Source organism: Endozoicomonas ascidiicola (genome assembly GCF_001646945.1).
GTDB classification, from domain to species: Bacteria; Pseudomonadota; Gammaproteobacteria; order Pseudomonadales; family Endozoicomonadaceae; genus Endozoicomonas; species Endozoicomonas ascidiicola.
In genome coordinates, this window is record NZ_LUTV01000006.1 from 477,478 (window position 1) to 492,688 (window position 15,211).

At 45.5% G+C, this 15,211-nt stretch carries 13 protein-coding genes; 7 read left to right on the forward strand and 6 right to left on the reverse strand.

From position 1 onward, the window contains the following. Positions 1–131 precede the first annotated feature (131 nt). The 3 genes from AKL11_RS18990 (at position 132) to AKL11_RS19000 (ending at position 1,784) form a co-directional block, all read left to right on the forward strand. Positions 132–977: an enoyl-CoA hydratase/isomerase family protein gene (locus AKL11_RS18990; RefSeq protein ID WP_067520406.1), complete on the forward strand. Its 846-nt coding sequence runs from the start codon at positions 132–134 to the stop codon at positions 975–977. An 8-nt stretch (positions 978–985) separates the two neighbouring features. Continuing rightward, a complete protein-coding gene (locus tag AKL11_RS18995) occupies positions 986–1,384 on the forward strand; it encodes a nuclear transport factor 2 family protein (protein ID WP_067520408.1) in 399 nt (132 codons plus the stop codon). Positions 1,385–1,493: 109 nt separating this feature from the next. Next, positions 1,494–1,784: a putative quinol monooxygenase gene (locus AKL11_RS19000; RefSeq protein WP_067520410.1), complete on the forward strand. Its 291-nt coding sequence runs from the start codon at positions 1,494–1,496 to the stop codon at positions 1,782–1,784. An 85-nt stretch (positions 1,785–1,869) separates the two neighbouring features. Here the strand turns inward: AKL11_RS19000 and AKL11_RS19005 are convergent, their stop codons facing one another. Both AKL11_RS19005 and AKL11_RS19010 read right to left on the reverse strand, forming a co-directional pair. After that, positions 1,870–2,682, reverse strand: coding sequence for an SDR family NAD(P)-dependent oxidoreductase (locus tag AKL11_RS19005; RefSeq protein ID WP_067520412.1), 813 nt, complete (start codon positions 2,680–2,682; stop codon positions 1,870–1,872). Between the two features lie 112 nt (positions 2,683–2,794). Continuing rightward, positions 2,795–3,454, reverse strand: coding sequence for an NAD(P)H-dependent oxidoreductase (locus tag AKL11_RS19010; protein ID WP_067520415.1), 660 nt, complete (start codon positions 3,452–3,454; stop codon positions 2,795–2,797). Positions 3,455–3,595: 141 nt separating this feature from the next. On the opposite strand from AKL11_RS19010, the gene AKL11_RS19015 reads away from it, so the two are divergent. Then, on the forward strand, positions 3,596–4,495 hold the full coding sequence (locus AKL11_RS19015) for a LysR family transcriptional regulator (protein ID WP_067520417.1): 900 nt from the start codon (positions 3,596–3,598) through the stop codon (positions 4,493–4,495). On the opposite strand, the gene AKL11_RS19020 is transcribed toward AKL11_RS19015, so the two are convergent. Next, a complete protein-coding gene (locus AKL11_RS19020) occupies positions 4,483–5,361 on the reverse strand; it encodes a radical SAM protein (protein WP_067520420.1) in 879 nt (292 codons plus the stop codon). The genes AKL11_RS19015 and AKL11_RS19020 overlap by 13 nt on opposite strands. A 379-nt stretch (positions 5,362–5,740) precedes the next feature. Between AKL11_RS19020 and AKL11_RS19025 the strand changes: the two genes are divergently transcribed. Beyond that, a complete protein-coding gene (locus AKL11_RS19025; protein WP_067520422.1) occupies positions 5,741–6,724 on the forward strand; it encodes a Gfo/Idh/MocA family protein in 984 nt (327 codons plus the stop codon). A gap of 4 nt (positions 6,725–6,728) precedes the next feature. Here the strand turns inward: AKL11_RS19025 and AKL11_RS19030 are convergent, their stop codons facing one another. After that, complete coding sequence (locus tag AKL11_RS19030; RefSeq protein ID WP_067520425.1) at positions 6,729–7,649, reverse strand: ADP-ribosylglycohydrolase family protein; 921 nt, start codon at positions 7,647–7,649, stop codon at positions 6,729–6,731. A gap of 511 nt (positions 7,650–8,160) precedes the next feature. On the opposite strand from AKL11_RS19030, the gene AKL11_RS19035 reads away from it, so the two are divergent. Continuing rightward, the gene (locus AKL11_RS19035; RefSeq protein WP_067520427.1) at positions 8,161–9,609 is read left to right on the forward strand and encodes a rhomboid family intramembrane serine protease; all 1,449 of its coding nucleotides are present in this window, start codon (positions 8,161–8,163) and stop codon (positions 9,607–9,609) included. Beyond that, positions 9,609–11,081 (forward strand): hypothetical protein, encoded by a 1,473-nt coding sequence (locus AKL11_RS19040; protein ID WP_067520430.1) that lies wholly within the window; start codon positions 9,609–9,611, stop codon positions 11,079–11,081. Before AKL11_RS19035 ends, AKL11_RS19040 begins: the two co-directional genes overlap by 1 nt. Before the next feature lie 178 nt (positions 11,082–11,259). On the opposite strand, the gene AKL11_RS19045 is transcribed toward AKL11_RS19040, so the two are convergent. Then, complete coding sequence (locus AKL11_RS19045) at positions 11,260–11,538, reverse strand: peptidylprolyl isomerase (RefSeq protein ID WP_067520432.1); 279 nt, start codon at positions 11,536–11,538, stop codon at positions 11,260–11,262. A 148-nt stretch (positions 11,539–11,686) separates the two neighbouring features. Beyond that, on the reverse strand, positions 11,687–14,920 hold the full coding sequence (locus tag AKL11_RS19050; protein ID WP_067520434.1) for an ankyrin repeat domain-containing protein: 3,234 nt from the start codon (positions 14,918–14,920) through the stop codon (positions 11,687–11,689). Between the last annotated feature and the right edge of the window lie 291 nt (positions 14,921–15,211).

Consider the following 15,211-nt stretch of genomic DNA (forward strand, 5'->3'; position numbering starts at 1 on the left):
AGCATGGGAATCAGGGGTTTTGCGACAGCCTCGCTTTGCGTGGGAACGAGATGTTTGGGGTTTTGCAACAACCTCTAAAGACGGGGTGTCTAACACAAACATCCTTGATTTAGTTCATACGAGGTGAAGTGATGGAGTACAAAAACTTTACGACATTTGGCGTTGATATTATCAACGGCGTCGCCTGGGTAACTTTTGATTTCCCTCCAGTCAATGTTCAAGGACAGGAAATGCTGGCAGATCTCGCCAGCCTCTGCCTGCGGTTGGAACGTGACCGCAGCGTCAAGGTGGTGGTCTTTCAGTCTGCTAACCCTGATATCTGGGTTTGTCATTACGATACCGATTTGCTCAGAGACATGTCCGAAGAGGCTGTGTCTCGCGATGAGGCCAAGCTCCTTGATCTTCAGGCAGTGCTAGAACGAGTCAGTAAACTACCACAGGCAACCATTGCCAAATTAGAAGGCTACGCCCGGGGTGGCGGCCATGAGTTTGCCCTGGCTTGTGATATGCGCTTTGCCGTAAGAGGTAAGTACAAGTTGATGCAAATGGAAGTGGCGATGGGCATCTTGCCCTGTGGCGGTGGTACTTCACGAATGGCACGCCAAGCCGGCTTGGGAAGAGCATTAGAAATCGTGTTAAGTGCCCGCGATTTCAGTGCCGATGAAGCAGAAGCCTATGGCACTATTAACAAAGCCTTTGATGCCAACGAAATTGGTCCTTATGTCGAAGAACTGGCAAGCCGAATCGCCAAATGGCCAGCCGACTCCATCAACGCCTGTAAGAAAATGGTCTATGAATCCATCGATCAGCCCATTGATCAGGCGCTCAAATCCGAAGCTTATTGGTTGTATCAATGTACCAGCCACACGCCAACCATTAAACGCTTTGTCTATGCCGATGATAACAAAGCGCAATACAGCATGGAGAATCAGCACAACTGGAATCAGCTGGTCGTTGATATTCAAGAAATCAATTAGGTCCAAATATGAAATCAGCACATCGGCAACTGGTCGAACAATTTTTCGATCAGTTTTGTGCCGGCAATGTTGACGAAGTGATGAGCATGGTCACTGATGATATTGATTGGCAAATGATGGGACAACATGGCGGTTTACCCGTTTCCGGGCATATGGATAAGCAAGGTATACAAGGCCTGATGCAAACGGTGGCGGACGCCACGTACGGTTTAAGTGTCACCTATAACGGGTGGACCATAGAAGGTAATCGTGTTGCTCTGGAAATGGAATCCAATGCGGATCTGAAAAACGGTCGTCACTACCATAACCTCTATCACTACCTGATTATTGTCGAAGGACAGAAACTCAAGCAAATCAAGGAGTACGCGGATACTGATGAAGTACGTCGTGTATTTCTGGACCCTTAGCTTCTAATCAATAAATACGCAACATCCGGGGGACGGTTTGCACACATATCCAGTCCCTCCGTTAAAAATACGACAGTTTCAAATTATTTATACGAATTGGATAAATATCATGAACAAACTTACTATCGTTGCAGACATTGTTGCCAACAAAGATCATATCGATCTGGTAAAAAAGGAGTTATTAAAGCTGATTGATGTTACCCGTGCTGAAAACGGCTGCATTCAATATGATCTGCATGAAGACAATAATAATCCAGCTCACTTCGTCTTTTATGAAAACTGGGAAAGTTATGAACTCTGGCAGATCCATATGAAAAATCCGCACTTAACCGATTACCTTAATGCCACAGAAGGTGCCGTCGAGAGTTTTATCGTTTATGAAATGCGTCATATCGACTAATTCTACCGAACCGTTATTGGTCGCTTCCGGGTTGCTGCCATATCGTGATAACACTTCGCCCTCCCACCCGATATGGCGTTTACCTTTATTTAAGATGTTTTTCCAACACCGCTTCAAGCGCCTTAACGACACGGTCATTCTTCGCTTCGTTAAGAGCATCAGGATGGGGCGAAGAAAAAGCGCCGATATCATTATCAAAATACAGCCCTGACGCACTGGAAAATTCCTCACTCAACGCTGCACGACAGAGAATGTCTACGCCAATGGAGAGATCCTTGCCTGCAACCCCAAAACCTTCTTTGACCATTTTGCTGGCCAACATAGAGCCCGGATTCACGGCGATAATAGCAGGCCCTTGTTCACCAAGTGACTCAGCCATTACCCGGGACCACATAGTAAGCGCCAACTTGCTTTGAGCATAGGCGGTAAAATCATCATTGATATGAACGTTGCCTGCCAATGCCTCCAGATTGACCGTATCCTGAGCTGCCGACGACAGGTTCACCACCCGTGAAGATGGCCCTAGCAATGGCATCAGTTTTTGCGTCAGTCGATACGGCGCAATAGTGTTAACAACAAACCGACTGTCCAAACCGTCTTCAGTAATGGGTGATGGTATTTTGAAAACGCCAGCGTTACTTATGATGATATCCAGTTGATTGTGTTTTTGAGCAATGGCATCTGCCAGCTGATCAACACTGGCGAGTATGGATAAGTCAGCAGCGAACTGCTCGACAGGGCCAGCGCCCTTGATTTGAGAAAGCTCGTTGGCTATTGCCATTAATTTGTCAGTATTACGACCATGCAATAGTACAGAGTGCCCCATTGCAGCAAGCGCTTTTGCAGTTTCTGCACCGATTCCATCGGTAGCACCTGTGATCAGAATTTTCTTTTGCATGGTGACCTGCTCAATGTGAATGCATTAATTTTTGAATTTTAGTCGATGTCATTATTTACGACAGAAACCCTCTGATGTTTCAAGAAAAACATCAGAGGGTGCAACAGCACAATCACAGAACGGTGATGACATCTTCCAAAGCAAGACGGGCTTTTGGTTTGCCAAAATTATAGTCTTCCAGTTCCAGCGGGTAGCCCATGGCGAGGGCAACTTCACAAACATAGCCACCTAATTCGTCTTTAAACAGTTCACTGATCATCTCAGGATCTACACCCTCCATTGGCGTAGAGTGAATACCCAGACGCGCCAACGTATGCATAATATTGCCAAGCGCCAGGTAGACCTGCGCTTTTGTCCAGTTGCCGTTAAAACCATGGTCGTCTGTATTAGATTCTGCAAAGGTGTAAGCACCGTTCAAGAAATCATCGTACATTTCACTGGGCAGATGGCCGGAACTAACCTCAACATCCACCACTTTACGGTATTGATCTTTGGTGTAATGAGGGTTGTAAGCCAACAGCAAGGTATGGGACGCCTCTTTGGCATGAGGCTGATTAAACTGGTGTTTGTTCACAAACGTATCATGCAAGCGCTGTTTTGCCCCGTCGCTTTCAACAATAATAAACTTCCATGGCTGAGAATTAATGGAAGACGGAGAAAGACGCAGTGCTTCTTTGATAATCGCCATATCGTCACCAGAAATTCGCTTGTTTGCGTCATACTTTTTAGTGGTGTAACGCAGGCTCAGTTCACTGATGATTTGCTGAGACATTGAGATAATCCAACTTCAAGGGATGATGGGCATACACTACCACTCTCCAATCATCCTATTGAGCCCACCTCCGCATAATCAGTTTCAATGAATTATGTATAATGAAAATGTTTAGCAGGTTGCATTTCTTAATTTTGGCCTATGAATATTGACCATGTTCGTTTGTTTGTACGGGTGGCTGCCACCAGCAATATCAGTAAGGCAGGACAAGAATTAAGGCTCTCTCCTGCAGTCGCCAGCTCTTACATCACCAGATTGGAAGAAGAGCTTGGTGTTCGCCTTATTCACCGAACCACACGAAAAGTTTCACTAACAGAAGAAGGCGTTTCTTTTCTGCCTTATGCCGAGGAGGTTCTGGCCAGTGTTGATCAGGCGCTAACATCCGTAGGTTCCGGTCGCTATTCACCCAGAGGCGTTCTCCGTATTACTGCTCCGGCGTCGTTTGGCTATATGCACTTGGTGCCAGGCCTGAAAGGTTTTCTGGAAACGTATCCGGATATCTCGATTGATTTGAATTTAAGCGACACTGTTGTCGATATTGTTGCCGGCGGGTTTGATGTCGCTATACGCAATGCGGCGTTAAAAGACTCCACACTGATTGCACGAGCTTTGGCATCGGATCGTCGGATTGTTTGTGCATCCCCAGACTATATAAACAGGCACGGCGAACCAGAAACCCCCGAAGACCTCAAAAATCACGACTGCGTTATTCTATCAGGCATAGACAACTGGTCATTCAAGACTCCGGAAGGTGACACCCATGTAAAAATTTCAGGCCGTTTGCATCTGGATAATGGCAGCGCCATGCGGGAGGCCAGTGTGGAAGGGCTTGGTTTGTCACTCAACTCCACCTGGAGTGTTTACAAGCAACTCAAGCGGGGAACGCTGATTCAAGTGTTGAAAGACTATCCTCTGATCAGCGGTTCTTCAATATGGGCGGTGTACCCAAGCTCACGACAAGTATCTCCAAAGGTGAAAGCATTTATTGACTATTTTCACCACTTGTTTGGCACACCACCCTATTGGGATCACCAAGAATAAGTTTCGATCACTTCTTTTTTCGTCACTGGATTATTGGCAATATGAAAATTCACTCGCTCCAGAAAAGCATCCCTCGCCTGAGGTAACATTCCTCGCATGGGCGAAATATTATTGCCATGATCTCCCCAGTAATAGCAGGGGAAGTCACCCAAATTTTCCAGTAAAAATTTCTCCTCTTCCAATACCTGGAGAGGGGATGGCATCAAAAACTCTCCCCGTCGCACTTCCTCTTCCATCTCAGTACCCGGCTGTATTGCCAGTGCCATAGGCGCTATCTCATCTGGCCGCATTTCATTGACCAGACGGGTGGTTTCCTCAATATGCTCTTTTGAACGCTCACGACCACCTAACCCAAAGATAAACGACGCAAGTACACGAACCCCGGCTTCACGGGCTTTTGCCATGCCTTCCAACATCCGCTCACGGTTCATGCCCCGTTTGTTGATTCGCTCGATAATCACCGGATCTCCAGACTCCAAACCGGTATAAACCATGGAGAGACCTGCAGCCTTCAAAGCTTTCAATTCATCAACCGACTTACGACGAAGGTCATTAAACCCTGCATACATGGCAATATTCTGAATTTCTGGAAACGTGTCGGTAATCTTTTCCAGAATCGTCAGCAACTTCTCAGTAGGGATGACCAGTACATTGCCATCCACCAAAAACATGGATTCAACTTTTGAGTAATAACGACGGGCGGCATCAATATCCTGAAAAATGTCATCCAGTTCACGTATCCGAAATGTTTTATCCCGGAACATGCTGCAGAAAGTACAGGTATTGATTGAGCAACCCACGGTCACTTGTATCAAGACACTCTCGGCTTCAGGCCATGGTCGATATACTTTGCCCTCAAAACGCATTTATCTTCTCCAAAAAAAGGCCAGCTCCTGAGTCAGGTTCTGCATGCCTTATGAAAGTGTCGCAAAACTCCAGAAACCTCGTTCCCATGCTCCGCGTGGGAATGCATACCTCTGGATTTTCAAAGGGTTAGAAGTATGGGTTCCCACGCAAAGCATGGGAACCAGGGCTTTTGCGACAACCTCGCTTTGCGTGGGAACGAGATATTTGTAGTTTTGCGACAACCTCTTATGTGCCGTGAAGATTAATACTTTCTTCTCCAACAAAAGATCCCTTTTTAATGGAATCAGTTTTCAGTAAATATTGATAATAGGTCGAGACAATGCCCGCACGTTATGCGTACCATCTCATGTCTAACTTAAACTAATCGACGGAAAACTAATGATCACTCTGGCTGTAATCGGAACTAACTGGATATCCAACAAGTTCGTTGATGCTGCCCTGCAAAGCGAACGATTTAGCCTTCAGGCCGTTTACTCTCGCTCTATCGACTCTGCAAAAACATTCGCTTCGAGCCTGCAATCCTCAGACTGTCTCTATTTTGATGATTTACAGGCTTTGGCTGAAGAGCCGTTGGTGCAGGCTGTCTATATTGCTTCACCCAATAGCCTTCATTGCGAGCAGGCCTGCTTGATGATGCAACATGGCAAACATGTGATTTGTGAAAAGCCCATCGCTTCTAATGTTCATGAAGCAAAAAAAATGTATCAAGTAGCCAGAGACAATGGCGTGATTTTGTTTGAGGCGTTCAAAACAGAATTTTTACCCAACTTCATTGCGCTTAAACGACATTTGCCTGTAGTAGGCAGGCTTCGTCATGTTTTCCTCAGTTACTGCCAGTATTCCTCTCGCTACCAAAAGTACCTTGATGGAGAAAACCCGAATACGTTTAATCCCTCTTTTTCTAACGGTTCCATCATGGACATTGGCTACTACTGTGTTGCGGCAGCCATTTCTTTGTTTGGTAAGCCTGATTCAGTCTCTGCCTCAGCCTGCCTATTAGATTCCGGTGTAGATGCTCAGGGTTCGGTTCTGTTGAACTATCCCGATTTCATCGTGACGATTCAGCATTCCAAAGTATCCGATGGCCTTATTAGCAGTGAAATTCAGGGAGAAGGTGGTTCAATTATTCTTCCTCATTTCTCCGAGTGCCCTGGTTTTGACGTTGTAAAAAGAGGATGCCCAGCCACCACGCACTCTGTTGAACAAGCAGCTAACTCGATGCTCTATGAAGCTCAGGCGTTTGCTCGCCAGATTGATAAATCGAACATGTCAGAAGAGATGATTCAACGTTCCCTATCCGTCGCAGAGGTTATTACTGAGATCCGTCGTCAAACAGGTGTTGTCTTTCCTGCCGATACCTGAAAAGTTAGACACGAGAGGTAAAGTAGGTCGTTCTGCTCATCCAATTATCAGGCACTCCCTTATCGGAATCATGAAAACAGGCTGCCAGAACAGCACCCAGAGTGATTGATCGACCACAGTTGTCACCTCCACAGAGAATATTCTCTCTTATCGCCTGCTCATAGTTTTGAGCATTCAGCAGCAGATGGGTGATAACAGTGAAAGAAGCATCAAGATTGCAATGCATGCCGACTTCTTGAGCAACTTCCTGAGATGATTGCTTAATCATCGATTCTGCTTTTTCTATGCAGGCATCAACATCAGGTATTCCTCTGGCTGCCTGCACACAGTCAGCAGGCGTTTTGGTTCCAATGGCTGCTTTGATCATACGGGCAGAGGCCAGAGCAAACTGAACTGCCATATCATTATTATTGGTGACTCTCACCGCCGACTCCACCAGTTGATCCAATGTCTGATTACCATAATGTTGCGCCAGTAATGGTGGCAATTTCGACACGGCAGGGTTCTGGGTATCATCTGCACCACAGGCATTTAATGATGCTTCTGATGCAAGGCGGTCATAAATGTTTAACAACGTCCCACGAGTTGGATGGTCAATATAACCAACCCACTGTCCACCAAAATCAAACCAACGACGGAATGACTCTATATAGATTTTTTCTTCGTAGTGTCCGGCAAGGTCAATCGCTTCCTTCATCACCAGAAGCTGGGCTCCATAGTGGGAAAACTCACCAGACTCTTTGCCATCATGAGCGAAATACCCTTTATCACCATACTCAACGCGATTCGGTGCATGAAACTCTGGTTTATCTCCGCCATACTGCTTAATTGTTTCCTGATCATATAACCAGTGAAACCCAAGAGATGCAGCATCAGCCACCAGTGCACCTTTAATTGCTGCGTCAGCTCTACTTTCCTGATCCATCGTCGTTCTCCAGTCGTTATATAGGACAGCATACATCAGATAATGACAAAGTCAGGGGCTTCATTGAGCGGGAAAAAAGTAAGCACAAGAAAAAACCTCACACAAGGCAAGGCAGCAGCTGTTAGAAAACAGCAAGGGAACGTTTTTTATTTTTATCGGACGGTATTTATACTTTATCTGAACAGGCTAACAATGTTTCTTATTCCATCAGCCCGTTTCAGTGAATCCCTTCACGCTTCGGTAAGCACCAAAACAACACCCCAGATAATACGTACTTTCCACCGCTCACTAATTGATCTAGATCACGCTTTCAGTATCCACCTATATCAGAAATGGTTCTTCGCAGGAGAATGTAGGTAATAGAACTGCTCCAATCTCTTACACAGCCAACAGAAATCTCTGTTTAAAGCCACCATTTATCGGTTGGAGATGGCAATGTAATAACTTTGTAAGGCAGAATGTCTGAATAAAAATAAATGGCAGCTAAAAGGAATTTTAAGGAGTAACGCCAGTGGTCGTTCTGCCCAGTGAGAAAAAAATAAATTGGCAGCGCCCTCCCTGGGTTTTATTAGGGATTGTGCTGCTGAATGTCGTCATATTCTTTGCCTACCAGTCCAGCGATAACGAGAAGTATTATGAGGCCTTGTCACTCTATGATGAGATGAGGTTCATTGATACAGAAGCTGAAGACTATCTGACCTATCTGCAGGAAAAGGGTTTTTCGAAAGATGAGCCTCTGAACTACGCCGAGTATGTAAATCTGTTTGAGGAAGACCCTAAACTTCTCACCAATATTCTGCTGATGGATCGAGGCTTTTATCACTGGTTGGCGGATAATCGTAAAAACTGGGCTGAGGCGGACTTCAAAGTCTGGTCTGGGTCACGCCTTGCTGTCGAAGATCAGCTGACGTCTATTTCATCCTATGCATTTGGTTTAACACCGAAAGAGTTGAGTATCACCACTCTACTCAGTCATCAGTTTATGCATGGTGGTTTCATGCACATACTGGGCAATATGATCTTTCTTGTTATTTGTGGTTTTGCCGTCGAAGCGGCTCTGGGCAGCATTCGTTTCCTGATTTTTTATTTGCTTTGCGGTATTGGCGGCGGATTACTTTTTGCCGGCCTTGAGCTCTATTCCGGTAGCGGTAGCACGCCATTGGTCGGAGCCTCTGGCTCAATTTCCGGCGTGATGGCGATGTATCTGGCACTATTTCGATTAAAGAAGATTGAGTTTTTCTATTGGGCCTTTGTGTTTGTTGGGTACTTTCGAGCTCCGGCACTTTTGATATTGCCGTTTTACATCGGTAAAGAAGTGTTCAGTTTTCTTTCAGAAACCCAAAGCTCTGTCGCCTATATGGCGCACACGGGTGGTTTTGTTACCGGGGGCATACTGGTAGCCCTTGCGCTGGCGTTAAAAAGCGAAAGCATTGATCATGATTATCTCGAGCAGGATCAGAATATCGATCCTTATCGGGAAAAACTCGACAAAGTCTATCGGTTGATTGATGACTTCCAATTCGGCCCTGCCCAAAAGGCAGTGACTGCATTACTTTCAGAGTCTGGCCAACGGACAGAACTGTTATTAATTCAGATTAATCTACTTAAAGTCGACGGTGGCCCTGCCTATCAGATAGCCGTCAATCGTCTGTTAAACAGTTCTGGCTACGATACAGAACTCGTGCAGGCACAGCTGAGAATCTGGCAACAGCTGGATGACGAAACAAAAGCCAGATTAAGTGCCGAACAACAAATACAGCTTGGATTAAGATTGCTGGAAACACAGACTTTAACGCCCGTTGAGGCCATCATCAAACCATTATTGAAACAAGAACAAAAAGAACCAATGCTGGCCAAGTTACTGACCAAATTGTCAAACCGTTATCACCAGCAGGATGAGATTGCCAAAGCCAAACAGTATCAACAACTGGCCGAGCAATTATCACAGGGGGTGAGCTGATGGAGTACTGTAAATATCATCCGCTGCAAGGGGCGAGTTATGTTTGTCATCAATGCAATGTCCATACCTGTCAGGATTGCAACCGCACAGAGCATCAAAGTAGCGAGGCACGATGCTTTGTCTGCAATGATACGCTGAGTGTTCAAGGAGGTGCGTTTACTGCAACGCCTTTCTGGAAACGACTCAACAAGGCATTCAAATACCCATTTTCAGGTAATGGCTTTGCCGCCATTATTGCAGCAACACTGCTGAGCTGTCTTGGCTTTATCATGCCATGGTTTGTGCTGTTGGCGTCTGCATTTATTACCAAGTACAGCTTTACCTGTCTTCAACAAACGGCCATGGGGCAAACCCAGGCACCGGACATTAAAGAAGCGTACGGCGGTGGATTACTACTACTGATACAGATAACCGGCATTCTATTAATTGGCATCGCATCGGTTACAGTCATCGCCATTTATGTCGGTCCAATAGCCGGCATTGCCGCCATTTGCTTTTTTGTCCTGTCCATCCCTGCCAGTTTTATTCTACTGGCCATGGAAGAAAGCTTCTTTAAAGCCATCAATCCTCTCAAACAGCTGCAATTGATGACCACCATTGGCTGGCCTTACCTGTTTCTGTGTTTGATTCTGATGATCATGCTGGGCTCTGTAGAAGCACTGAGCTTTATGATTGATGACAATATGGAATCCATGAGCATATTTTTGCAATCCGCCGTTTCCAACTATTATTCTGTGGTGATGTACCATCTGATGGGTTATGCCCTGTTCCAGTATCAGGACAAGCTGGGGTTCGTTGCCGAGCAGGATGATGTCACAAAACCTGATCGAACTGATCAGCAGCTTCTTCAGGCCAATGTGAGTGTTTTAGTAAAAGAGGGTGACTATGAAAAAGCCATTAAGCTTTACCGCCACTGGCTAAAGAAAAACCCTCGGGACATGGTGATTTCTGACGCACTGTTCAAACTGATAACCTCCCTGAAATCAAAACAACATTTGACGTCTTTTGCAGATCAGCACCTGCAGTTGCTGATGGATAACCAGCAGGAATTTAAGCTCGGTGTGTCATTACCGCAGATAAAACTGATTTGGCCAGACTACAAACCTCAACAGGCTAAAGTGCGCTATCAACTGGCCAAATACCTTTTTGATAAGGGTGACTTCCCCAGCACGGCCAAAATGCTCAAAGATTTTCATAAGGCATTCCCAAATGACCAGCAGGTTCTGCCTGCCTATAAGATGATGGTTGAAACACTTGAATTTATTCCAGGTATGGATAAACAAGCAGTAAAATTTCGTGCCGTGGTGCAGAAACTTGAACAGCAGCAACCATCAGAGAGCAGAGCTGTAAAAAAGAAAATATCCTTCTCAACCCATCACGCTGATAACCCGCCAAACTTATCGCTGTCACCAAAAGTAGAAGACGAAGAGGACAAACCGCTGGATTATGGACAGATTGAGTTTACTCCATAAGAACCACTCTTCTGGAGCCATTAGGCTCCTCCATCCGTCCATCAAAGCTATTCATGCAGCTCTGTCTAGAACAGAGCTGAGAACTTTTATCACTGATCAGAAAATAGAAAGCTTTGTACTTGTACCGGAAGACGGGGAAACCATTGACTTATAATCATCGCATTATAAGAATCACCCATCAGGTTCGATAAAGCACTTTAATCACATGCCAGCCGAACTTGGTTTTTACCAGGTGCGGCTTCAGCAATTCACCGGTAAAGCAGACTTTATCGAACGTTGGCACCATCTGTCCTCTTCCGAACTCACCCAGGCTACCGCCTTTCTTACCGGATGGGCAGGTAGAGTGCTTTTTGGCCAACACATCAAAATTTGCACCTTTCTTCAGCTTACTGATGATGTCTTCGGCCTGTTCTTTGTGTCTAACCAGGATATGAAGAGCGGCTGCAGTCTGTGCCATGGTATACCTTTCAAGATGTTATAAACGACAAAACCCTTACGACATTGATCGTAAGGGTTTCAAAATCTATTTCATATAGTAGTGGGGCAGAAACCGATGACGCAATTCTTTGATGACATTACCTCATGTCCACAATCACTGAACCACTTCAAATAACGCCCTTATACTTCCCTAGCTGAACTAAGGCTGAAGTGACCGCATTCAACGATGGGCCATTAACATGCATTTTCTGGAGTTCGAAGTGCCTTGCTGTTGCAGAATCTTTATTCATCGCATCCCGTGTGTACTGCTCAAATGCCTGTGGTGACGGATCAAGTATCGATAGCAGCGCTTTTCTCCCCGTTTCACCCAGTTTACCAGCGTACCCTTTTTTCAGAAGCTTCATAACCGTTAGCTGTTCAAGTTCTAGAAAGGTACTTTGCTGTGGCTGCTTCCATAGAAACGCCAGATTTGGCACTTCCTGTTTATCAAGACCTGCGATTTTAACAATAGCAGTCCTATACGATATGTCTTTCCCATCCTTTACCAGGGAGGTTAACCATTCCAGAACCTCTCGCTCATTTTCATTAATCACCAGTTTATAAGAGAACGCTTCCGCCTTCATAGCCTCGAAAGGATCGCCCATATCCTGAGCCACGGGTGTGTCTCCTGATGGAAGTACTGACAGATGCGGACGCCCATGTTGCAAAAGGAATGAAGTGAGATTGGCTCCTTCAGCCAGAGTGGGTAATCGACTACTCAGTACCAGCTCATCAAACTTATGCTTTGGAAGGCTGGGCAAGATACAGATTGCTGGTTTTCCGGGTGACAGCTGATTAATCTGTTCTGTCATTGCCTGTTCTGTGGCAGCGGCCTGATCATCCGAAGCACGAACAATAGCACCCAGATCAATGAGTGTTAACTGATTCCCCTCTGCATACTGTTTCAGACTAGCCTCCAAGATGACATTAGACGCCACCGCAATAATAGCCGGCTTTTTGTTAACGGACTGTTCCGAATACGCTTCAATATTGCTGATCCATTGATCCAGTATTGCCCCCCGTGATTCGCTTGACAACTCGTAACGATATAAACCATACACAACACTGAGATTCAACTCTCCGGAAATGCTTTTTTCATTTAACTGGTTGATCACCGTTTCCAGTGGTTGACTCTTAATAACCCCGGGCTTAACACTCGAAGAGTGCTCAATCTCAGGTATTATGCTATTTTCTGGTCGGCTCACTGGAAGAACGTTGCCCCGATTCTCTTGGATATCTGTCGTAATACTCACAAAATACTGTCTAAATCGATAAGGTTTTAGAGTAATAACACTATCCGGCAGATCTTTAACTTCCCGGCATTGCTGATCCGCATTAATAAACGAAAACATTACGGGCGCAGGCTTCAACTGTTGATCATCACAATCCCTGAATGTTACCTCGCATTTTCCCATCATCACAGTCTGTGGTAGCGGTTTTGCAGGGTCAAACTCTGGCCAGAGAAGGGCAAGTTTATACCGGGTAACTTTCTGTTTTTCAGCGTACTCCCTCTTTTGGGATTCCGAATAGGCTGATCGCTCACTCCATGGGGATAGATCCGGAGGTGAAAGAACCACATCCAGTGATTGAGCCCCCATACTCTCCAGCATTTTTGCCATTTGGACGCCACCGTTTAAATCCCCCATTGACTGGAACTTTTCTTTCGTTTCTCCGAGATAAACGGGATTAAACAAGTAAATGCCCACACGTTTCACATACGATAATACCGCGCCTGCCTTCGTCGCTAATGATGACAAACCGTTTTTCCTGTCTTCCATCATTGGCCATTCATCGGACTGGCCTATTCGTTCACGTTTTGCCGGGGGGGCATCTGCGTCAAATAAAGCCCATTCATCGAGTTCATTCTTTGGTTTTCTTTGCTGTATGGAAGGCTTCGAATCTGCCGTGGACCATGAGATGCGTTTTGCACCATTTTTTTTTCTGGCATCAACTAATAACCTCATTATCTCTGCATCGTTGCTAAACATATCACCAAACAAATCAATGCGATTCAGATTTTTGTTAACCGTATTATGAGATAATATCTCTTTTACACATGCGGGGCGTTTATTTTCTACAGCTAAGTGCAACGGAGTGTATCCGTAATTATTTTTTGCCTTCAGAGTTTCGGAGTCATGTTTACTTATGCAGTTCATTACCTCCAGCTGTCCGTATGCTGCGGCGAGATGAGCAGCGGTACAACCATTACTATCAGTGAGTTTTTGAAGGTCTTCACCGGTTTTAAGGAGCTCAGCAACACACTGCACATGCCCATTTGATGCAGCTAAGTGCAACGGAGTGTTTCCGTTATTATTTTTTGCCTTCAGAGTTTCGGAGTCATGTTTACTTATGCAGTTCATTACCTCCAGCTTTCCGAAAGCTGCGGCAAGATGAACAGCGGTATTACCATGACTGTCCGTGAGTTTTTGAAGGTCTTCACCGGTTTTAAGAAGCTCAGCAACACACTGCTCATGCCCCTTTATCGCCGCACGATGGATCGGGCTTTGACCGAATTCATCAACTTCGTACTGTAGTGCATGGAAAATTTCCAAAATATATTGAACACATTCGAGATGATTATTCTGAACAGCAAAATGGAGTGAATTGGCACCTTCATTTCCTTTTTCTGAAAAAATATTCTTTCCATTTCGTTCCACCATGCACTTCAGAACATCCAGGTTTCCGGCCCAGGCTGCCCAGTGCATGGCATTGCTGCCGTCATCTTCTTTGATATGAACGCTATCAGGTGAAGCATCCAACAATCGTTCAACACAACTCAAATGCCCCTCTTTGGCGGCAAAATGCAGGGCTGTAAAACCTCTATTTCCTTTTGCCATTAGGGCATCAACGCCATATTGACCGGACAACCACTGCAATAAATCGGCATGCCCGGCTATAGCAGCCAGATGCACCAGATTGTTCTGTTCCTCATTTTTCAGGCCGATGAGTTGTTGCGCATCACCATTATCCAACAGATATTTCACTGAATGGATAAGCCCCTCTTTAGCAGCATAATGGAGCGGATGCATACCCTCTTTATTGATCGCTAAACCATCCTGTCCCTTCTCCTCAAATATCTTTTCAAGCTCCTGGAGAAATACAGCATCTGAATGGGAAGGAGTCGATGTCAACTCAATTGTCAATGGTTTTGGTGCGATTGAGGGTTGTTGGTTCTTTGCATTCACCCTCACTGTCCGAGCTTGAAGGCTTGGGCCGTCTACAGGGCTGCCAGGTTGATTATTGACAGTCCGCTCGCCAAAACCACCATTTCGACTTTTATTGGTGCGCCTGTTCTGCTGACCGTGGTTCTCTGGTTCTGGTTGCGGCTGTGATGATGTGCGATCAGGCCCTTCGATTCTCATAACTCTGCCTCCTTATGAACGATATCAATCTATATCGTTGCTTCATCACTAATCATGAAGCATTGGGGAGAAGTAGTTTTAGGGCTGGCTTTTATAGTCGATTTTCTATCTGAGCGAGTCCATAGTTATCAGGCGCTGGAGCCATAAGCCTGTGCCAGGGCTAAGTTACCGTTAATGGTTGGAAGCACCAATGTTCAGCAATTTTGCTAACCAATCGGCCAGCAGTTAACTTATTTGCCGCTGTAAGTTCCCGTCTCCAGGCCAGATAATGGGGTAGGTAACGAGTAGCAA